General features: G+C 40.8%; 25 protein-coding genes and 1 other annotated feature. Of the genes, 5 read left to right on the top strand and 20 right to left on the bottom strand.

All coding sequences use genetic code 11. The features are described from left to right. Positions 1-7 precede the first annotated feature (7 nt). The 16 genes from LREU_RS06455 to polA all read right to left on the bottom strand — a co-directional run bounded on the left by LREU_RS06455 (position 8) and on the right by polA (position 12,831). On the bottom strand, positions 8-748 hold the full coding sequence (locus tag LREU_RS06455) for a class I SAM-dependent DNA methyltransferase (protein ID WP_003668478.1): 741 nt from the start codon (positions 746-748) through the stop codon (positions 8-10). Further along, the gene (gene rsfS, locus LREU_RS06460) at positions 748-1,104 is read right to left on the bottom strand and encodes a ribosome silencing factor (RefSeq protein ID WP_003668479.1); all 357 of its coding nucleotides are present in this window, start codon (positions 1,102-1,104) and stop codon (positions 748-750) included. Before rsfS ends, LREU_RS06455 begins: the two co-directional genes overlap by 1 nt. After that, on the bottom strand, positions 1,104-1,718 hold the full coding sequence (gene yqeK / locus LREU_RS06465; protein WP_003668481.1) for a bis(5'-nucleosyl)-tetraphosphatase (symmetrical) YqeK: 615 nt from the start codon (positions 1,716-1,718) through the stop codon (positions 1,104-1,106). Before yqeK ends, rsfS begins: the two co-directional genes overlap by 1 nt. Beyond that, entirely contained in the window at positions 1,711-2,364 is a 654-nt protein-coding gene (locus tag LREU_RS06470; protein WP_003668482.1) for a nicotinate-nucleotide adenylyltransferase, read from the bottom strand. Before LREU_RS06470 ends, yqeK begins: the two co-directional genes overlap by 8 nt. Before the next feature lie 12 nt (positions 2,365-2,376). Further along, positions 2,377-2,688, bottom strand: coding sequence for a ribosome assembly RNA-binding protein YhbY (yhbY, locus tag LREU_RS06475; RefSeq protein ID WP_003664099.1), 312 nt, complete (start codon positions 2,686-2,688; stop codon positions 2,377-2,379). 23 nt (positions 2,689-2,711) lie between these two features. Continuing rightward, positions 2,712-3,839 carry a ribosome biogenesis GTPase YqeH gene (gene yqeH, locus LREU_RS06480; protein WP_003668483.1) on the bottom strand — a complete coding sequence of 376 codons (1,128 nt, stop codon included), beginning with the start codon at positions 3,837-3,839 and terminating at the stop codon, positions 2,712-2,714. Then, complete coding sequence (locus LREU_RS06485) at positions 3,832-4,362, bottom strand: YqeG family HAD IIIA-type phosphatase (RefSeq protein ID WP_011953512.1); 531 nt, start codon at positions 4,360-4,362, stop codon at positions 3,832-3,834. The genes yqeH and LREU_RS06485 overlap by 8 nt, the downstream gene beginning before the upstream one ends. Positions 4,363-4,515: 153 nt before the next feature. Continuing rightward, entirely contained in the window at positions 4,516-4,869 is a 354-nt protein-coding gene (rplT, locus tag LREU_RS06490) for a 50S ribosomal protein L20 (protein ID WP_003668485.1), read from the bottom strand. A 44-nt stretch (positions 4,870-4,913) separates the two neighbouring features. Beyond that, the gene (rpmI, locus tag LREU_RS06495) at positions 4,914-5,111 is read right to left on the bottom strand and encodes a 50S ribosomal protein L35 (RefSeq protein ID WP_003664106.1); all 198 of its coding nucleotides are present in this window, start codon (positions 5,109-5,111) and stop codon (positions 4,914-4,916) included. Positions 5,112-5,133: 22 nt separating this feature from the next. Then, positions 5,134-5,646 (bottom strand): translation initiation factor IF-3, encoded by a 513-nt coding sequence (gene infC / locus LREU_RS06500; protein ID WP_003668486.1) that lies wholly within the window; start codon positions 5,644-5,646, stop codon positions 5,134-5,136. A gap of 42 nt (positions 5,647-5,688) precedes the next feature. Beyond that, positions 5,689-5,825, bottom strand: a sequence feature (ribosomal protein L20 leader region). A 46-nt stretch (positions 5,826-5,871) separates the two neighbouring features. Beyond that, complete coding sequence (dnaI, locus tag LREU_RS06505) at positions 5,872-6,813, bottom strand: primosomal protein DnaI (RefSeq protein WP_003668487.1); 942 nt, start codon at positions 6,811-6,813, stop codon at positions 5,872-5,874. A gap of 20 nt (positions 6,814-6,833) precedes the next feature. Next, complete coding sequence (locus LREU_RS06510) at positions 6,834-8,189, bottom strand: replication initiation and membrane attachment family protein (RefSeq protein ID WP_003668488.1); 1,356 nt, start codon at positions 8,187-8,189, stop codon at positions 6,834-6,836. 17 nt (positions 8,190-8,206) lie between these two features. Then, the gene (gene nrdR / locus LREU_RS06515; protein ID WP_003668489.1) at positions 8,207-8,671 is read right to left on the bottom strand and encodes a transcriptional regulator NrdR; all 465 of its coding nucleotides are present in this window, start codon (positions 8,669-8,671) and stop codon (positions 8,207-8,209) included. 45 nt (positions 8,672-8,716) lie between these two features. Then, entirely contained in the window at positions 8,717-9,316 is a 600-nt protein-coding gene (coaE, locus tag LREU_RS06520) for a dephospho-CoA kinase (protein ID WP_003668490.1), read from the bottom strand. 3 nt (positions 9,317-9,319) lie between these two features. Next, on the bottom strand, positions 9,320-10,150 hold the full coding sequence (mutM, locus tag LREU_RS06525) for a bifunctional DNA-formamidopyrimidine glycosylase/DNA-(apurinic or apyrimidinic site) lyase (protein ID WP_003668491.1): 831 nt from the start codon (positions 10,148-10,150) through the stop codon (positions 9,320-9,322). A 14-nt stretch (positions 10,151-10,164) separates the two neighbouring features. Continuing rightward, complete coding sequence (polA, locus tag LREU_RS06530; RefSeq protein WP_003668492.1) at positions 10,165-12,831, bottom strand: DNA polymerase I; 2,667 nt, start codon at positions 12,829-12,831, stop codon at positions 10,165-10,167. A 122-nt stretch (positions 12,832-12,953) separates the two neighbouring features. Between polA and LREU_RS06535 the strand changes: the two genes are divergently transcribed. Further along, positions 12,954-13,628, top strand: coding sequence for a YoaK family protein (locus LREU_RS06535; RefSeq protein ID WP_011953513.1), 675 nt, complete (start codon positions 12,954-12,956; stop codon positions 13,626-13,628). A 58-nt stretch (positions 13,629-13,686) separates the two neighbouring features. Here LREU_RS06535 and LREU_RS06540 read toward each other — a convergent pair whose 3' ends face one another. The 4 genes from LREU_RS06540 to LREU_RS06555 all read right to left on the bottom strand — a co-directional run bounded on the left by LREU_RS06540 (position 13,687) and on the right by LREU_RS06555 (position 17,019). Continuing rightward, positions 13,687-14,400 (bottom strand): Bax inhibitor-1/YccA family protein, encoded by a 714-nt coding sequence (locus LREU_RS06540; RefSeq protein WP_003668494.1) that lies wholly within the window; start codon positions 14,398-14,400, stop codon positions 13,687-13,689. A 91-nt stretch (positions 14,401-14,491) separates the two neighbouring features. Continuing rightward, complete coding sequence (gene murC, locus LREU_RS06545; RefSeq protein ID WP_003668496.1) at positions 14,492-15,796, bottom strand: UDP-N-acetylmuramate--L-alanine ligase; 1,305 nt, start codon at positions 15,794-15,796, stop codon at positions 14,492-14,494. Between the two features lie 126 nt (positions 15,797-15,922). After that, complete coding sequence (gene ytpR / locus LREU_RS06550) at positions 15,923-16,570, bottom strand: YtpR family tRNA-binding protein (RefSeq protein ID WP_003668498.1); 648 nt, start codon at positions 16,568-16,570, stop codon at positions 15,923-15,925. A 128-nt stretch (positions 16,571-16,698) separates the two neighbouring features. Beyond that, positions 16,699-17,019: a thioredoxin family protein gene (locus LREU_RS06555; protein ID WP_003664132.1), complete on the bottom strand. Its 321-nt coding sequence runs from the start codon at positions 17,017-17,019 to the stop codon at positions 16,699-16,701. A 164-nt stretch (positions 17,020-17,183) separates the two neighbouring features. On the opposite strand from LREU_RS06555, the gene LREU_RS06560 reads away from it, so the two are divergent. The 4 genes from LREU_RS06560 (at position 17,184) to LREU_RS06575 (ending at position 21,184) form a co-directional block, all read left to right on the top strand. Beyond that, the gene (locus LREU_RS06560; protein ID WP_003664133.1) at positions 17,184-17,522 is read left to right on the top strand and encodes a PepSY domain-containing protein; all 339 of its coding nucleotides are present in this window, start codon (positions 17,184-17,186) and stop codon (positions 17,520-17,522) included. 51 nt (positions 17,523-17,573) lie between these two features. Then, positions 17,574-18,494 carry a glutaminase A gene (gene glsA, locus LREU_RS06565; protein ID WP_003668502.1) on the top strand — a complete coding sequence of 307 codons (921 nt, stop codon included), beginning with the start codon at positions 17,574-17,576 and terminating at the stop codon, positions 18,492-18,494. Positions 18,495-18,662: 168 nt separating this feature from the next. Further along, positions 18,663-19,643, top strand: a complete 981-nt coding sequence (locus LREU_RS06570; protein WP_003668503.1) for an aldo/keto reductase — start codon at positions 18,663-18,665, stop codon at positions 19,641-19,643. A gap of 38 nt (positions 19,644-19,681) precedes the next feature. After that, positions 19,682-21,184 (top strand): glycosyltransferase, encoded by a 1,503-nt coding sequence (locus tag LREU_RS06575; protein ID WP_011953514.1) that lies wholly within the window; start codon positions 19,682-19,684, stop codon positions 21,182-21,184. Positions 21,185-21,194: the final 10 nt, after the last annotated feature.

Below are 21,194 nucleotides of genomic sequence, written 5' to 3' on the forward strand. Positions count from 1 at the left end.
ACTCTCCTTATTTATGACACTTAAAGAACCATCGTGTTGGGTTTTCTTCTTTGATAGAAGTCGAAAAATTTGATCCCACTTCAACAGAATTAAAGCCAGCTTGAGATAGCATCTGCTTTAATAAAGGCAATTCATAAGCACGTTCATAATGGGTTTCTCCAACACGATCATAGCGTCCATCATTATCTTGAGTAAAAAAAGCTAATTCATGAATTACACCATGATCAACATCATCGTCTTTAAAAGACTGCCACATGAATGCTCGCTGGTGGTCTTCATCTTCGTAGTTGAACATATACCCCGGATAAACGACATCAGTTTGATAAGGAGAAATGACATCAAATAAGAAGACACCATTATCTTTCAAGTGATCAGCAATTTCATTGAAGGTCTTTTGAACGGCCACAGCATCGTCTAAATAACAAAAAGAGTCCGCATAACAAGTAATCGCATCATACTGCGGTAAAGCACTGAGGTCCCGCATATCAGCTTGCAAGAGATTCATATTAACTCCTGCTTCCGTCGCATGTCGATCGGCAATACTAAGCATCTCAGTAGAAAAGTCAGCAACCGTTACGTCAAATCCACGAGCAGCCAGCATCACTCCCAACCGTCCACTACCGCCAGCTAAATCTAAAATATTCTTAGTATCAGCAGGAAGGTTTTTGATTGTGAATTCTTCCCACTTCTGGTACATTTCAGGATCAAAAAGCTGGTCATATAACTGGGCAAAACTTTGATAAATCATTAATCATTAATCCAGTCGCTAATATTGACAAGAGGTGCGTCGGCCCATAATTTTTCAAGGTTATAGAATTGACGAGTTTCTTCACGGAAAACATGGACAACCACGTCACCAAGGTCAACCAATACCCATTGAGCATGGTTTTTACCTTCAACACTACCAATCTTGACATTTTCTTCATGTGCTTTTTCAACAATGGCATTGGTGATCGCCTGTACTTGACGGTCTGAACCCCCTGTCATAATAACGAAATAATCAGCCATTGGACTAATCTCATCAACTTTAAGAGCGATGATATCTTCTGCGCGCCGACCATCGGCAGCTTTGACAACCATTTCTAATAATTGTTTACTATCCATTAATCTATCTCTCCTTCATATTGTGGAACCCATGCATTATAGGTATCTATTGTCTTTGGATATACCGGCTTCCCATTTCCAATCAAATAAGTCAGCGTATGTTTTGTTTGGTAAGCAACCCCTGCTTGAAGGTTTGCGGCTGTAATTACTCGTGCCTTTTTTACGCCTGCAAAGTCTCGACCCGGCTCAATATAATCAGCCATGTAAATAACCTGCTCAAGCTTTGTCATTACTGGCGCCCCAGTAGTATGGTGGCGAACCGCATTTAGGATATCTTCATCCCAAATCCCTAATTCATCCTTAATTAGCTCTGCACCAACTACTCCATGCCAAATTGCATTACCATAATCTAAGAGCAGCGGATTAAGCCCTTTTTTCTTAATCTCAGCAATAAAATCTTCGTCAGGACGCTGTTTGGCATAATCATGACACAGGCCTGCAATACTAGCTTTTTCAACATCAACCCCGTATTGCTCAGCTAACTTAATCGCTGTCTCTTCCACACGTAACACATGCTGAAATCGTTTGTCCTTTAACGCCTTTTTGAGACGGTCGATAAGTTCAGACCGTGTCATTGGGATATAATTTTTATTATAAACTAATTCTTCATTCACGATATAATTGATGCTCCTCAATAAACTTGCTTACGGCATCTGGGACCATATACTTGATTGATTGACCATGTTGCACCCGTTGTCGAATATCGGTTGAACTAAAATCAACCGTTGGGACATCTACCCAAATTACTGGATATCGTGTCTCATTCTTCGCTCTTTGACGATGAACGCCGACAAAATGAAAATGGGGCAAGCGAATTAAATCATTGATCCGGTACCACTTGTCAAGATAATCGACCATATCACCGCCGATAATAAAGTAATAATCGACATCAGGGTGCTTATCTAACAAATACTTAATAGTATCGTAAGTATAGCTAACTCCTCCTCGCTCTAATTCGGCATGCTCAATCCCTAAAAAGGGGTTATCAGCAACTGCCAATTCGAGCATCTGCAACCGCAATTGAGGATCAAGTGAATCTTTATGATCAATATGGGGAGGTTTAGCATCTGGTAAAAAATCAACCCGATCAAAACAGAGGGCATGACCAACCTGATCCGCCATAAATAGGTGAGCATTGTGAATAGGATTAAATGTTCCCCCATAGAGGCCGATTCGTTTACGGTGTCCACTAACCTTAGTCTCCGGTTGCACCTGGGTTTGCACCTTGTCTACTACACTACAGCTTTGCAAAACCGTCACTCCTACTTTTACTTAGATTTCAGCTACTCGTGATGACAATTCACGGGCATCCTTATTTGCTGAAACTTTAAATAAAACTAATACCCGACCAATAACTTGAACTACCTGAATAGAAGTTTTTTCTTCAATTAATTCGCGAACTTCATCAGTTGTAACATCTGAGTTTTGCAAAATGCTAACCTTAATTAATTCTCGACGGTCGAGTGCACCATCTAGTTGAGCAAGCCAATTGTCAGTCAGACCATCTTTACCTACAGAAAATAGTGGTTGAAGGTGGTTTGCTTGTGCTCGTAAAAATCGTTTTTGTTTTCCTCTTAATTGCATAAGTCTTTCCTTTCAAATATTAATTAAATCATTGCGCGCCGTACCAGAGCCCCGACACCTTTCGGAACCCATGCAGCAACAGTCGTTTTTGCAGGAACAGTAATCCATCCTAGACCCTCAAAGACAATATCGCTCTTTTCGGTAATGTGGAATTCATAACGTTCTAATGGTGGGAACTCATTCTTTTCATCGCTAGTCGGTGGGGTAAGCAAATCTCCTAAGTGTTTAGCATAGAAATTATCAGCATTGTTTAGCTTTGTACGGTGAATTGGTAAATTATTATCAAAGTAAGCAACCATTCCCGCACGTTCACCATGAAGATAATCAAATCGCGCAACGCCACCTAAGAATAATGTTTGACCATCATTTAATTGGTAAGTCTTTGGTTTAATCTCTTTTTGGGGTGCCACAATCTTCAAGTCTTTTGGCGATAAGACATGGGCCATTTGTTCTTGATGGATAATTCCAGGCGTATCAACTAAAACATGCCCATCATCAAGCGGAATTTCAATCTTATCAAGAGTAGTTCCTGGGAAGCGTGAAGTAGTGATCAATTCTTTTACTCCCGTTCGTTGCTTGATAATTTGGTTTATTAACGTTGATTTTCCAACATTGGTAACACCAACAACATAAACGTCTCGATTGTGTCGATATTTTTCAATCACATCAAGCAAGTGGTCAATCTGATGGTTCTTTTTAGCTGAAACAAGAACCGTATCAATTGGACGCAATCCGGCAATATTTGCCTGTTGACGAATCCAGTCAGTTAACTTTGGCCGCCGTAGAGAACGTGGCAACAAGTCTTCCTTATTTCCAACTAATAATACTGGATTATCGCCAACAAAACGGTGTAAGCCCGGAATTAGGCTTCCATTAAAGTCAAAAACATCAACAACATACACAATTAAAGCATTGGCATCCCGAATCTGATTTAATAGGCGCAGAAAATCATCATCCGTTAATGACACTGGAGCAATTTCATTGTAGTGCCGCAAACGGAAACAACGCTGACAGTATAATTCTCCTGTCTCCTTTCCCTTCTCCAGGGCTGACTTAGGCGTGTAACCCAAGCCATTAGGATCTTCCGTTTGGATAATGCTCCCACAACCTATACAACGTAATTCTTCAGTTTGTTGTTCTTGTTCAGTCATTCAAATCCTCCTGCCATTTTAAATCTGGATATTTTTTGTTTAAGCTCTTCCAAACACGACGTTCAAAGAAGCGGTTAATACGGGTATCCCACTTATCTGTATTTAATAGCGGACGTACTAAAATGCTGCGAATGCCCGCTTGGTTAGCCGCAGCAACATCAGTCAATAACTGGTCACCAACCATAACCACTTCATCTTTTGCTAAATTAAGTTTTTTTCGTGCACGATCAATCCCAAAACTTAAGGGCTTTAATGATCGCGAAACAAATGGAAGGTCAAGGCTATTAACAGCTTTCCCAACTCGTTCTTTACTATTATTAGAAATAACAATTAGTGGAATATGGGCTTCCTGTAAAGCATCCATCCATTCCTTTAATTCTGGAGTTCCATCTGGATTGTTCCAAGCAATCAAGGTATTATCTAGGTCACTAAAAACAGCTCGCACTCTCTGCTCTTTTAATTGGGCAGGAGAAACAGAATATATTGTATTAACCATCCATGTTGGTTTAAATATCTCTAACAAAGTCGCACCTCATCAAATTTAATATTCCAATCGGTTAACCCGATTAAATGTTCTAGTATTTAATTATATCGTGTGCTTTACTCGGAAAGCAACTAATTAAAAAAAGCCGCTTATCATGCATACGCATCATAAGCGACCGAAGATTATTTAGGCTTAGTTAAGAGCTTTCTTAGCTTCGTCAACGAGTGCCTTGAATGCATCTGCATCGTTAACAGCTAAATCAGCTAACATCTTACGGTTAATGTCAATGTTAGCAACTTTTAAGCCGTGCATTAACTTGCTGTAACTAATGTCGTTCATACGTGCAGCAGCGTTAATCCGAGCAATCCAAAGTTCACGGAACTTACGCTTGTTGACCTTACGATCACGGAAAGCGTAAGCGTAACTCTTCATTACTTGGTCTTTAGCAGTCTTGAAAAGACGGTGCTTTGAACCACGGTAACCCTTTGCTAACTTCATAATGCGCTTGCGACGTGCACGCGTAACAGTTCCACCTTTAACTCGCATGTTGAAATCCTCCTACGTATATTAAATAGTTATTTTTGTGAAGTTTACTTAAATGGTAATAACTTCTTGTAACGCTTTACGTTGGTCTTGTCCATCATGCTCAAACCACGTAATTGACGACGTTGCTTCTTAGTCTTACCGTGGAAACGGTGACTAGTGAATGAGTTTCCACTCTTGAATCCACCATTAGCTGTACGCTTGAAACGCTTGGCAGCAGCACGGTTACTCTTCATCTTTGGCATAACTAATTCCTACCTTCTTAAATTAATTCTTTGCTTTATCAGCAGCCGGAGCAAGAGTTAAGAAAATACTCCGCCCTTCCATCTTCGGACGTTGAACAACAGTAGCGATGTCTGAAGTTTCTTCAGCCATACGTTCAATCATGTCACGACCGATATCCTTATGGGTAATAGCACGACCACGGAAACGTAATGAAATCCGCACCTTATCGCCCTTTTCAATGAACTTACGAACGCGCTTTAACTTAACATTAAAGTCATTAGTATCAATTGATGGACTAAGGCGAATTTCCTTAACCGTTATCGTCTTTTGCTTCTTACGAGCTTCACGCTCTTTCTTTTGCATCTCGAAACGGTACTTCCCGTAATCCATAATGCGGGCAACAGCTGGGCGTGCCTTTGGTGCAACTAATACTAGGTCTAAGTTAGCTTCTTCAGCTAACTGTAGCGCTTCACGTTTAGACTTAATGCCCAATTGTTCACCATTTTGACCGATTAACCGCACTTCCCGTGCACGAATACCGTTATTGACAATCATATCTTGTGCTATGGCAACGCACCTCCAATTTTTTTAGCGAAAGATCAAGCAAAAAAGCGAGGCACAAAAGTACCCCGCTTCATAACAACGACCTTATCCTAGTGGTCGATTATCATTCATCTCGTCAGCCCGGCGATCAATACCACCTAGGCGAGAAGCGGGTGCTTCTGCTTTTTCTTTCAACATTTATTAGCTTACTAAATTCAAAGTTTAATGTCAAGAACTTTATCCCTTATCACGCAAATTCTTTCCTTCCATTTCAATCTCACGTGATAAGTACTTGATTCTTTCCATAATGCGAGCCGCTTTGAGGGGCTCATTATCGCCTTGCGCATTGATAGCAAGGTGGTTATTTTGCAACTCATCCATTGAAAAATTAGAACTAAAGAAGGTCGGTAATTCTTCTTGCATCCGATATTCTAAGATCACTCCTAAAACATCATCTCTTATCCATGTTGTCATTGCACCGGCACCAATATCATCAAGCATTAAAATTGGCGCCCGTTTAATAGCATCCAATTTTTCGCCAGTATTATTTTGCTTAATTGAATTCCGCATTTCAACAGCAAAACTAGGGAAATGAACCATCGTTGTTGCAATCCCCTTGCTCTTAGCGAGTTCATTAGCGATTGCTCCAAGGAGGTATGTTTTTCCGACTCCGAATTTCCCATATAGGTAAAGCCCTGGTTGAAAATTATCTTTTTGGTAATTATCCGTAAAGTCCATAGCTGCTTGAATTGCCTTTGTGCGTGTATCAGTTTGGGTATCTTCATTTAAATAATAATCATCATATGACGCATTTTTAATGAACTTAGGCATATTAATCGAGTTAACTAGCCGTTGAATATAACGTTGTCGTTGGCGTTCTAATAACTGTTTAGTTGGAACGTAGGTTACGTCAATCTGCCCGGCACTGATAACCAATTGTGGAGAATATCCTGGGGCAACAGTTGGCACGCCTTTTTCAATTAATTGCTTTTCATGAAAAAACTCATAAAGCTTTGATTGGCCCCGTTTAATTGCTTCTTTACTAAGACGATCACGATTTTCGTTTAAGAATGCTTGAACATCTTTATCCGCATAAACTTGCTTCATCGTTTGTTGGATATTATCTGCAATATTTTGACCGCGCATTAACTCTTGTAAAGTTTTGTTTAGTGACTGCATGCTGCCACCTCCTTTAGCTACTACTTCTTCTTACGATTAGCGATCCGTTCACGCAGTTTGGCAATTTCTTGTGAGGAAGCTTTTTTCATTAGCTCACTCGTATCTTTTTTACTCCATTCTGGCATCGGTTCCTTAATCGTTTTGCGCCACTTATTTTTCTTTGGCGTCTTTGTTTTCTTTTCTTGTGCCTGCTTGTTGAAAGTCTTTAATTGGACGATGGCTTGCTCTCCATTAATTACGCCATGTTGGAGCCAGTTATTGGCAATTGCATCGACAAAATTAGCTGTCAAAGTAGAATTTCCCCGGTCAATAATCACATACCAGGTTAAGATATTAATGGCATCTTGGGTAAGTTTTTCTTGCGCTACTAAGCCTGTCAGAATATGACGTTCACCTGAAGTTACATAGCCACCCGTCTGCCCTTTAAGGACCTGGAGAAATTCAACTGGAGAATAATCCTTAGCTGTTGCCAATAATTCTTGATCTTTACTGGTCAGTTCACTATTTTTATTTGTCACCGGCGCTTCTTTTTCCGCTACCTTTGTCGTTGAAGAATAGACTATATTATAAGCAGACGCGACAATTTGCTTAAATTTTTTCGGATTGAAATGATTAGTTTGTAGATCAATCGACCGCAAAATCAATGTCTTCATCGTTGGCGCATCAATCCCGTATAATTGATGTTCTAATAATATTAGGTCTCGATTATTTTCAAGGTCCGCACTGACAATTGGCTGATTAGCCAGTAAGTGAATGAGGGTTGACCAATCAAAGTCATCGCTCATCCCCACGGTTAACTGGGGTTGCTTTTCTACCGGTGATTGTTTTCGCGCCGTTAAAATCGCTTGTGGTGTTTCAGTAATTGACTGTGAGTTAATGTGAAATTCTTCAAAAAAGTTATGACTCACATTAGTTAATGAAGTATTAGAAGAAGCAAGCTTGTATTGCCGACTTTGCTTAGTCAAACGTTCAAACGCATCTTCTCCTACTTCCTCTAACAGTAAAATACTCAGCAAATTATCAGCTAAAAATTTTTCTGGAGTAAGGGTCGGCTGCAATTCATAAACATATACGTCCCCGATCTCATCGTGCTGAAAATAAGTTTGCACTAAGCCAACTGCCTCTAAACGATGAAGAGCCTCCAGCACTTGTTGGCCCCCAGCATTTACCTGGGCTAACAGGTCGCTTTGCAAGGTCCGGTTGGCAATCGTAGGATTAGGCAGCAGGCGCGCTTTTAACGCATAAAAAAAACTAAACGCAACTGGTCCTAAGATTGGCTGATAAAATGTTGCAAAAGTCTGGTCATTAAAACTAATAAATGCAGTGCTGGCCGTAACAACATAACCGGCTTGCGGGTCAAAAGCTGCTGCAGTCATTTTACAGCCCTCCTAAGTTATTTTTTATGTTCTGCCTTCATCATGGTTTCAAGTTCGCTCATAAAGGCATCAACGTCCTTAAATTGGCGGTAAACACTTGCAAACCGAATATAGGCAATCTCATCGACGCCTTTTAATTCGTTCATCACAAATTTACCAATAATTTGACTGGAGACTTCGCTTTCACCAATACTCCGGATTTGTTTTTCCACTTTATCTGCAATCTTGGTCAACCGCTCCATACTAACCGGTCGTTTTTCCGCCGAGCGCACAATCCCATTGAGGATCTTTTGGCGACTGAATTCTTGGCGCGTGCCATCTTTTTTAATTACTAGTAGCGGCGTTTCCTCGTACCGTTCAAAGGTTGTAAAACGAAAGCCACAATGAATGCACTCACGACGACGACGAATAAAGCTTCCGTCTTCGCTTGGCCGACTATCGACAACCCGTGATCCATTTTTGTGACAATGTGGACAGCGCAATGTGTCCCCCTCCTTTATAGTATAAGTACTTTATTTTACCACATTTTACTTTGCTTTTAGCTGATTTATTAAGGATGCGACTTGTTTTTGCAAGGCAACCTGGTCACCATTATTATTTATTTTAAAATCCGCCCGCGCTTCTTTCTCTGATAATGGCATTTGGGCAGCAATTCGCGCTTGCGCTTCCTTTTTAGAACAGTGATCACGAGCCATTAACCGTTTAAGCTGCGTTTGCGGATCAGTATAAACAACTACAACATAATCACAATCTTCATCATAGTGTTGCTCAAATAATAATGGTACATCTAACACCACGAGCGGAATTCCCTGTTTCTTCAAAGTATCAGCCTGCACAAAAATTGCATCGTAAATCAATGGCTGAAGAATCTCATTGAGTTTTTTCAACGCTTCTTTATCATTAAAGACAATTTTTGCTAAGGCCGGCCGATTGAGCTCACCTGTTGGCAAAAGCACTTTCGGGCCGAATACTTTGACAATCCTCGTTAACCCAACCGAGTCTGGTGTCTGGACTTGCCGCGCTACTTGGTCAGCATCAATCACCGGAATCCCAGCCTGGCGCAAAATGTTGCTTACCGTTGTCTTCCCCGTTGCGATCCCACCTGTTAATCCAACTATTTTTGTCATTTCCTATTCCTTCAATACTTGACAGTGGGGACAAAAGGTCGTTCCGCGTTCAGCAACCTTAATTTTAACCATTTTTGTGCCACAACGCGGACATTCATCCCCCGCATGACCATAAGCTTTTAAGCGATCTTGAAAAGCACCAGCATCACCAAATGCATTCGTAAAACTATGCACAGTGGTTCCCTTGTACTTAATCGCTGTCGCCAATTCTTTGATGATATTTTCCCGTAATTCAGCAATCTGGTTAGCTGTTAAAGTATTGGCTGGTTGCTCCGGATTTATCCCCGTCATCCATAGTACCTCATCAACGTAAATGTTACCCAGACCGGCGACATGACGCTGATTGAGCAAGAATGGCTTAATCTTTCCCCGACTCTTTTTTAATTCAGTTGTAAAGTATGGCAAGGTAAAGGCGTCTTCTGTCGGTTCAGGGCCAATCGTCTTCAATCCACCGACATTCATCTCATCACCGGTTTTTACCAATGTCATCCGACCAAATTTACGGGTGTCTTGGTAACATAATTCCGTACCATCTGTAAATTCAAAGACAACATGGGTATGTTTATCAATTGGTCCGCCAATCGGTTGGTTGTAATATCTTCCTTCCATACGAAGATGTGAAATCATCGTCAAATCATTAGTGAAACGAAAAAGAAGATATTTTCCTCGCCGATCAATATTTTCAATCGTCTGGCCAATCAACGCCTGCCGAAAATCTTCAACGTCATTGGTAATCGTTTTACCATAATAAACATCGATCGCGTTAATTTTACGCTTAGCGGCAATCTTCAGCAAACCGCGGCGAACAGTTTCAACTTCTGGTAATTCAGGCATTTAATTCCTCCGATCTATTTTTTAAGGTCATACCAGGTATCCCCATACTTACTATCTACTTTAAGCGGCACATCTAACTTAACGGCCGAATCCATTACTTTTGGCACTAATTCCGATAGAACCGGGATTTCTTCCTTTGGAGCCTCAAAGACTAATTCATCATGAATCTGCAAGATCATTTTTGCCTTTAGATGGCGTTTCTCAAGCTCATCTTGCATCCGGATCATCGCAATCTTAATGATATCAGCAGCGCTTCCCTGAATTGGAGTATTCATTGCAGTTCGCTCTGCAAATGATCGCTTGTTGAAACTTTTGGCATGAATGTCTGGTAAGTAACGACGGCGATGAGTAATCGTCTCAACATAACCATTCTCTTTAGCAAACGCAATCGTATCATTGATGTATTTCTTTACACCGGGGAATTCATGGAAGTAATTTTGAATAAATTCATGAGCTTCCGCACGGCTAACATGAATCCGTTGCGCCAGTCCATAATCACTAATCCCATAAACAATTCCGAAATTAACCGCTTTTGCCCGGCGCCGCATATTACGGTCAATCTCGGCATCTGGGGCTAAATGGAAAATCCGACGAGCTGTACTGGCGTGAATATCTTCACCATTCTTAAAGTCTTCCTGAAGGTTTTTATCACCAGTGATATGGGCAAGAACCCGTAATTCAACTTGCGAATAATCTGAAGAGAAGATTTGCCAGCCTTCATGACTAGGAACAAATGCCTTCCTAATCAAGCGTCCTTCCGGCAACCGTACTGGAATATTTTGCAGGTTAGGATCAACAGAGGACAAGCGACCAGTTTGCGTTAATGTTTGTAAGTAGCGCGTATGGATCTTCTGGTCATTTGAATGAATAACTTTCAGCAAACCAGTGATATAGGTAGATTGAAGCTTAGCAATTTGACGATATTCCAAAATTTGCTCAACAATTGGTGACTTATCAGCTAACTTTTCCAGCACATCAACTGCAGTGGAATAACCGGTCTTGGTCTTTTTGATCACTGGCAATTTCAATTTTTCAAACAGAATATGGCCTAGTTGCTTAGTGGAGTTAATGTTAAATTCTTCGCCAGCTTCTTGATAGATCTGACTTTCAATTTCTGATAGCCGTTCAGTTAGCTTACTACCCATATCTTTCAAAGTTTGTGCATCTACGTGGACACCCGCAATTTCCATTTTTGCAAGAACCCGGGTTAGGGGTAATTCAATATCAGTATATAGTGGCGTTTGCTTATTCTCGTCTAATTTGGCAAAAAGATCCTTGCGCAGCTGTTCAATTGCCCGCGCTTTCGTAGCCAGGTGACTAAAGAAGGTCTCGTCATCATCAGGCACAGCACGCTTAGCTCCTTTACCATAAACTTCCTCATCTGTTCGGACATCATCGTAACCGTGTTCCTGAGCTACTTGTCCCAGGTCGTTACTATTGTCATTAGTATTTAGAAGGTAAGATGCCAAAAGCAGATCAAAATTAATATTTTCAAGTGGAATACCGAGACGATGCAGACCAACGATTTGTGCCTTGGCATTGAAGACATTCTTTTTAACACTATCACTCTGGAGCAAATCTTTAAGGGGCTCCTCTTTAAGCAGGTCCACATCTCGACTTGTAAACCAGTGTCCTTCATTACCGATCACAAAACCAGCGAATGGTGACGTATGGTAATTTTCTTCTGGCATTTCAAGGTAAAAACTGACTTCACCCGTTAATTGTCCTAGTTCATCTAAGTTATCCTTAGTTAAAACCGTGTAGTCAATTGGAGCAATCTCAGCTTCGTCTTCCTCTCCAGTCCCATCGACATCCATCTTTTTCAAGAAAGATTTAAAGCCCATCTCTTTGTAAAACTTAATCAAGTCATCCGTTTGTGGGCCTTGATATTGCAGATCATCTAAGCCGATCTTAATCGGGGCATCCTGAAGAATTGTCGCTAATGTCTTACATTGGCGAGCAACCTCTTCATCCTCAATCAAATGTTCTTTCATCTTACTCTTTTTGAGATCATCAATATGGTCATAAAGCTCTTCAACTGAACCAAACTGTTTTACAAGCTTGATCGCCGTCTTTTCCCCAATTTTAGTTACACCAGGATAATTATCGGAAGAATCACCCATCAGTGCCTTCATATCAATTATTTGGCGTGGTGTAATCCCTAATTTTTCTTCGACATGTGCCGGAGTGTAGTGTTCCGTATCAGTAACTCCCTTGTGGGTAACGGCAACGGTCGTATTCTCACTTGCTAGCTGGGTAAGGTCCCGATCTCCAGTTACGATCAACGTCTTGTAACCAGCATCATCCGCCTGCTTAGCCAAAGTACCGATAATATCGTCAGCTTCATAGTTAGCTAATTCATAACTATGTAACCCAGAGTCTTTGATCAATTCGCGAACATAAGGGATCTGCTCGGTCAATTCATTAGGCGTCTTGTTTCGACCACCCTTATAGTCATCATACATTTTCGTCCGGAAAGTTACCTTCCCTGCATCAAAGGCTACTAAAGCCGCATCCGGTTTAAAATTTTGCAACACATGGTCAAGCATTAACTTAAAGCCATAAATTGCAGCTGTATGCAAGCCGTCCTTATTTGTAAACTTGTCCATTTGATTATGCATGGCAAAAAATGCCCGGAAAACAATACTATTTCCGTCAATTAACAATAATTGTTTTGTCATTTAATTCCCGCCCTTCTATCGCTAATAGTAATTGTACCAGAGAATATAGCAATGGTTTAGTTTCTTGACCAAAGATTTAAGTTATAATTAAAATGAAAAACATTAGATGTGAGATGAAATTCATGGATAAACTCATTAACTATCAAAAGCCTGCAGAAGCACGTCTCTTTGCCCTGCTCCTTACTTTTAGCGGTGGCTTCATCGATGCTTTTACATATATCAAATGTGGGCGCACAATGGCAGCAGCCCAAACTGGCAACATTATTTTTCTTAGTGCCGCGCTTGCCAATCACAATTTTCTCGGCGTCGTTGATCGGCTCGGCTCATTGATTGCATTTATTCTTGGATTAGCAATGGTCAGCATCCTGCACGCTCATTTAAGAACTGATTATTGGCGAGTAGTTTGTCTGTTGCCGATTTTATTAGTAGGAGCAATTATCGGTTTTCTCCCGGATAGCTTTCCTGACTATCTGATGGTACCAGCCGTTTCATTTGGTCTTGCAATGCAAAGTGCCGCTTTCAGTAAAATCGAAGGGCTCGGTTATAACAGCGTCTTTACAAGCGGCAGTGTCAAAAAAGCTGCGGTTGCCTGGAGCGAATATTATTTTCATCACGATCGCTCGCAACGATCAGCCGCCTTTAGTTATTTAATGATCGTGATCTGTTTTACGCTTGGCGCGATCATTTCCGCTCAGTTGCTTCCCTTTTTCCGAATGAAAACTATCTGGATCGCAACGTTCTTGATTCTCGTAACTGATAGTTCTTATTATTTAACAAAAAAGAATGCTAAAAATTAATCATTTAAAGTAGGAAAAAGGCTAAGAAAAAGTTTTTGCTTTTTCTTAGCCTTTTCAATTAATTTCGGTCACTCATTCCAAAAATTTGAAGAAGTGAGATAAAGAGGTTTACAAAGTCTAAGTACAATTGAAGGGCACCTAGAACAGCTAAACCATTTGTTGATACTTCGCCGCCATAGTTGATGTAGATTTGCTTCATCTTTTGTGCATCCCAAGCTGTTAAAACAGTAAAGATAATAACAGCGATAAAGGAGAAGATGTAAGCAATGGCAGGACTTTGTAAGAACATGTTGATAAGGTAAGCAATCATTAAAGCAATCAAGGCAGCCATCGCGTGAGCACCAAACTTGCTTAAGTCGCGCTTAGTAATGGTCCCATACAAAGCCATCGTGACAAAAACAGCCGCGGATGATACGAAAGCTGAGGCAATGCTTGCTCCCGAATAAACACCAGCAATAATTGCAAACTCGACACCATAGATTATTGCCGTCAGCATCAGCATAACAAATGCCCCAACTGGGTTCCGGGTAGCACTAAAGCTTACCCCCATTGACAAAGCAATCGGTAGCAATAAGATAACCCAAACCATTCCAGGGTGAGCACTAAAGAAACCGAAAACGGCACTCCGGAATACCCCCATGGTCAAGTAAGCACTGAATGCAGAAACAAGAACTGCCAACGTCATGTTTCCATACATTCGGGTCAAGAAACTATTCAAGCCAGCTGCGTCAGTGACAACCCGACGCCCTGGTTCTTGAGAAAAGTTATTCATCAAAACTCCCTCTTTCTATTTAATTTGACTTTATTTGACTAATTATAAAAATGGTAGCAGAGGCCACCATTTCGTTCAAGTAAATCTTTAATTATTTTAACAATTCTTTGTACTTTTCTTCGTACTTTTCAACGTCACCGGCACCCATGAAAACAACTACTGCATTATGATATTGCAAAAGTTTATCCATGGTATCCATGTCGATGCCTTCACTACCGTCAATCCGTTGCTCCAAATCAGCACTAGAAACATTCCCAGCATTTTCACGAATTGAACCAAAGATCGGGGTAACAAAAGTCTTATCTGCCCGGCTAAGCGATTCTGCAAAGCCATCGATGTAAGCAGCCAACCGTGAGTATGTGTGTGGTTGGAAAACAGCAATAACTTCACGATCTGGGTACTTTTGCCGTGCCGCATCAATTGTTGCCTTAATTTCGCTTGGATGGTGAGCATAGTCGTCAATAATGGTTGTATCCGCAATGTCAGTCTCGCTGAAACGACGCTTTACCCCACTAAAGTTAGCTAATTCCTGTTGAATCTCATCCATGTTCATGTGTTCCATGTATGCAACTGCTAGTACTGCTAAGCTATTAAGAACACTGTGTTCACCATATAAGTGGATGGTGAATGTGCCGAGTTTTTGGTCGCGGAAGTAAGCATCATATGTTGAGCCTTCTGGTGTTCGTTGAATATTTTCTGCCCGGAAATCATCATCTGGATTAGTTCCATAGTAGTAAACCGGAACATCAACGTTTAAGTCACGAAGACTAGGATCATCTCCCCAAGCAAAAATTGCCCGTTGAACCTGCTTACCGTACGTTTCAAATGAATCACGGACATCTGCCAAATCATTGAAGTAATCGGGGTGATCAAAGTCAACGTTCGTCATAATTGCATAGTCTGGATGGTAGGCAAGGAAGTGATCACGGTATTCATCGGCTTCAAAAACAAAGAAGCGTGCATCCGCATTTCCTTTACCTACCCCATCACCGATCAAGTAGCTGGTTGGTTCAACCGCTGCTAATACGTGTGATAACAATGCAGTCGTACTGGTCTTACCGTGTGCTCCAGCAATCCCAATACTAGTATGATTCTTAACCTCATTTTCAACAGCCTCAGGGTAGCTTAAAATTTTAAGGCCTAATTCATGTGCTCGTTTAATCTCTGGGTGATCATCATCAAAAGCGTTTCCTTGGATAACAATCATCCCTGGTTTCAAATTGGCTGGATCAAATGGCAAAATTTTAATTCCCGCCGCTAATAATGGCGCTTGTGTAAATGTTTCCTTTTCAATATCTGAACCTAGTACTTGGTGTCCTTTGTCATGAAGGATACGTGCTAAAGAGGCCATCCCGGTCCCTTTAATACCAACAAAGTAATATGTATTTTGTTCCATCAATCCAATTCCTTTCAACAATTCAATTTAAAATAAATGCGAGGGGTAGATCAGTAACTATGATCCATCCCTCACTAAATAATAAAGCATTATAAAATTTTGGCAATAGTAATCAGCTGTTTTTTGTTAGTTTTCTGGGTAGAACGTATCGGCCTTAGCAAAATCAACCGGTTCACCGACTTCTTGCCAATCATCAGGGATAATGAATAGGCCTTTTTCATCGGGCGCATTCTTAATCCGTAGTTCACGGAAACCACAGAGCATTCCGTCACTATCAACACCCATCAATTGACCAGGCCAAATGATCTTACCGTCTGGCATCATCGCACCAGGTCGAGCAACTACGACTTTAATACCTTCTGCAACATTAGGAGATCCACATACGATTTGGACAGTCTTATCATCAGCAATCCGCGTTTGTGTTACTTTTAAGTGGTCAGACTTAGGATGGTCAGTGATCTTTTCAACATAACCGACCACAAATTTAGGATCTTCGTCAGCTGTTAAGAGCTTATCAAAGCCTGCTTCTTGTAACTTTGCATTTAATTTTTCAACTTGGGCTGCATCTAAAAATACTTGCCCGTTTTCACTTGTTAATTCTGGTAAGATCTTGCTGGCGTTCATAAAGTTATAGCCAAGTAATGCACCATCTTTTTCAGCGGTGATCTGAGCTACATCATCAGCAATCTTAGTAATTTGGTCATCCGCATCTGGAGCGGTAATAACGACTAAAATGTCGCCTAATTCATTGGGATTGTAACTTGAAATTAACATCAAATATTCCTCTCTCTAATATAATCTACCATTTTATATTATTACATAAAAAGAAGACTATGAAAATCTAATTTAAAACTAAAGAAGGCTGAATGATTCAGTCCCTTTATTTTCACAGCCTTCTTATTTTACTTCAAATTGTTTAAAAAATCTTCAACTTGTTGCTTAGTTTTACGATCTTTATTGACAAATCGACCAATTTCTTTACCATTATCATATACAATGAAGCTTGGAATTCCAAATACATTTAATTCAGCAGCGAGGTCGATGTTTTCATCGCGATCAACTTCATAGAAAGTATAATCACTGAAGTCTTGTTCGATCTCAGGCATTGCCGGCTTAATGAAACGGCAATCTGGGCACCAATCAGCTGTAAAGAAAAGGACGACCTTGCCATTGCCAATAGTTTCAATTAATTGATCTTCTTTTAATTGTGGTAATCTTTTCATAATCCTCATCCCTATATCATTTTAGCAATATTATACCATGCTTCTTATCTATTGTAAGTAATCTGCTTGCAAGGACTAGATATTTGGATTCTAATAATTAAAAATGATAGAATAAATGAGAAGTTAAGAACGGATTAAATTTAAATAGTGAAGGAAGCAATCATATGAATGCAAACAATAACTCCCTCAACCCCTGGCTGATTCCAGTCACATTAGGTGCATCTGGAATCGCCGGTTTTATCGCTGGTAAACTTTTTGGTAACCGCCAAATATCTGCTGATCGGATCTTAAAATTAGTCAAAAACGATTTTGCAAGTGAAGGTTCTTTAACCGGCAGCTGGATCAATGATAAAGCAGTACCTTTTCAACGATTCGCGGTTAAAACCCATGCTTATGAAGGCGGCGTTTCTCGTCTAGAAGATGGCGAAGAAGTAGATTACGAGTTTATTGCTGATGCATATACTGGTAGTCTATTAGAATTAAAACGGATTGAGAATAACTAGAGTAAAGGCTGGGGACAAATTTCCCGGCTTTTTTAATTAAAGGAGGATATCATGAATCTTAATGACGCAATTCAAGAATGTTGGAGCAAAATTGATGAAGGACAGGTAGCAACCTACATTCCCGCTTTAGCAAAAGTTGACCCTTATCAACTTGGCGTTTACCTTTTTGACGTCACAAATGATAAAAAAGCAGAAGCAGGCGCATCGCAAGTTCGATTTGCCATCGAAAGCGTCTCGAAAGTAATCACCCTCCTCTACGCAATTGAACGTTTAGGCTTGTCAGCAGTTGAAGAACAAGTCGGAACACGCCAAACTGGCTTCCCCTTCGATACAATCCTTAACATGGAAATTACCAAAGAGACCCATCCTCTCAACGCTTTTATTAACAGTGGCGCCATCCTCATTAGTTCATTAATCGAAGAACAAGATGGGCTTTCTCCCTTTGACCAAATCCTTGAATTTAGTCGTAAAATCTGCAATGATCCCGCTATCACCCTCAATGAAGAAATTTACCAATCGGAGTTGCGAACCGGGGATATGAATCGGTCGTTAGCCTACTATCTCAAGGCCAAAGAAGTCCTCACTAATGATGTAACCCTTAGCCTTGATACCTATTTTAAGCAGTGTTCAATGATGGTCACTTGCCAAAGTCTAGCTAATCTCGGTGCTGTCCTTGCCAATGACGGGATCGCTCCTTGGAATAATGAACGAATCATTTCAAGCGAGGCTGCTACATATACAAAATCGGTCATGATGACGACTGGCCTCTACAATGAATCAGGAACCTATTCCGTTCGAATCGGCGTACCGACTAAGAGCGGTGTCGGTGGCGGTTTAGTTTCTGCTTCCCCCAATCATTACGGGATCGGAATTTTCAGTCCGGCACTCGACCATGCTGGTAATAGTGTTGCCGGGCTAGCACTCCTTGAACTCATCAGCAAAAAATTAAAGCTTGATGTTTTTAGGTACTAGTTGCAAATATCCGCCTCCTTATCGGGATCTGCTTAATTATATTCAACGTTCAATTCAGTTTCGTTAATTTACTATTCTAATTAGATATTTAGGCACATCCCAGGGATACTTTTAGTATAATTAAGGTAATTGATGTATACGTTTTCACTAACAAGGAGGTTTCTCATGATGTATCCAGTAACAATCGGTCATTCAGAAGTTAAAGTAAATCCCCTCGGTCTTGGAACAAACGCTGTTGGCGGTTATAATCTCTTCCCAGGTTTAGATGATCAAGCCGGCATTGATCTTGTTAAGACTGCTTTAGATAATGGAATTAATTTATTAGATACTGCCTATGTCTATGGCTTGGGTCATTCAGAGGAATTGATCGGGCAAGCCATTCAAGATTACGATCGTCATAAAATCATCATTGCAACAAAGGGCGCTCATGATTTTTCAACGGGTAAAGAAGTTATTAATAATGATCCGGATTTTATTACTAAGCAGGTCAATGACAGTTTAAAACGGTTGCAAACTGACTACATTGACATTTACTATCTGCACTTCCCTGATCATGATACGCCGAAAGCAGAGGCAGTCGGTGCTCTGCAGAAATTACGGGAAGAAGGAAAGATTCGGGCAATCGGAATTTCCAATTTCAGTCTTGCTCAAATTAAAGAGGCAAATGCGGATGGTTACGTTGACATTGTAGAAGACGAATTCAGCCTTCTTCATCAAGATCATTTAACGGAAGGAATGCTAGATTACCTCCATGAGAACAACATCAGCTTTGTCCCTTACTTCCCGCTTGCTTCTGGGCTATTGACTGGAAAGTATACCACTGATGCAACATTCCCTGCTGATGATATCCGTAGCCAAATTACAGACCTTAAAGAGCCACGTTACAGCACAATCTTACATGCTGTTGATCTCGTCCGTCCAATTGCTGATAACCATCATGCTACGATTGCTCAAATAATCCTCGCATGGTACCTGCAAAATCCACTCATTACTGCGGTGATTCCAGGAGCTAAAAATGCCCGTCAAGTACTCTCTAATGCAAAAGCAATGAAAATTGAACTTTCGACTGACGAATATCAAACAATTGAACAAGCATTCAATCAATTTAAACAAATTAAGAGTGGTAAATCATTAAAAGATCCAGACTAAGGGGAAAAACCACCAAATCGTTTCAAAAGGAATTTATCATGAATTATTTCATCACTAGCCGGCAAGATTTACACACCTCGGCCATCGAACTTGCCCAAGTCAAACGGCTACGAATTTTCGATCATCTAAATGTCCCCGCGATCATTGTCACGATGCTGTATAACTTCGACCATCAAGCTGTTGAAGAAAAGCTTAAAGTTAAAGGTCGCATCCTTAACATCTACCAGTATTATCAACAGCTTCCTTATCGTGATGATCCCACAGTTGATCAAGCCATTATTAAGCAGGTATTGACTGTCCCTGGCTGCCAAGTTAAGGACAATTGTGCCCTACGCAATGGCAAAGTGCGGGTCCGCGTGAACTTCCGCAACGGACGGTTATACTATATCGACTACCTTGATCAGTACGGCTTTACCAATCGACGGGACTTTTACGATCAAGGATGGCGGACATATACTGACTATTTTGAAGATAAGGGACGGTTAATTGCCCGCCAGTATTACAATCATGATGGACAAGTAAAGATAATCTATCATTATCGTGGTGGCGAAGGTAATGTCCCCATTCTTACCCTCATCCAGCTAGTTGATCAAGGGCATGAATGGCAATTTGATAATAAAATCGAATTTCGGGCGCACTTTTTAGATGAGCTTGTTGGAGATGATCCCCAATCAATCCTTATCAGCGATCGTTCTAATATCGCGCTAAAGGCGTTTACGCTAATGAAAAAGCCGGCCAGACGGTATCAGGTATTCCACTCGGCCTTTACCGACGATGGTCAAAGCAACGGCCCCATTTCGGCAATCTACCAGCCAATCGCAACAATGCTCGCAAAAGGACAGCTAAGCGGGCTGATCTCTGCCACGCAACGGGAAGCTCAAGACGCTGCGAAACGGTTCCAAACTAACCAGAGCTATGGCATCCCCGTGACTTATTTGACGGGTGCAGAGCTCACAAAAGAAATCCCCGTTAGCCAACGCCAGACAGGAAAATTCATTGCGGTTGCCCGGCTTTCCAAAATCAAACAACTTGATCATATTATCAATGCGATAATTCGTCTCCACCAAGACTTTCCGCAAGTAACCCTTGATATTTATGGTTATAGCGATAGTTGGAATAAAAACCAAACCGCTAATGCTCTGAAGTCATTGGTAAAGGAAAATAAAGCCGAGAGCTATATTAATTTCGTTGGTTATTGTGATGACCTTAGTGCTGCCTATGAACATGCTCAAGCAGAAATTCTAACGAGCTATTACGAAGGCTTTGCAATGGCAGTCCTAGAAGCACAGGGTCATGGTTGCCCAGTTGTTAGCTATGACATCAATTATGGACCAGCAGATATAATTGATGACCAGCAGAGTGGTAAACTGATTCCGCCGAATGATCAAGAGGCCCTGTATCAACAACTGCGAAAACTATTAGCAGATCCCGCCCTCGCAAAAAAGTACGCCCACCATGCACAAAAAGCGGCCCAAAAATACAACTTTGATCATGTCGCCGAAAAGTGGCAAAAGTTAATTAATCGAGTAGGAGATAATTGATTAGTTCAAT

Source organism: Limosilactobacillus reuteri subsp. reuteri (assembly GCF_000016825.1).
Lineage (GTDB): Bacteria > Bacillota > Bacilli > Lactobacillales > Lactobacillaceae > Limosilactobacillus > Limosilactobacillus reuteri.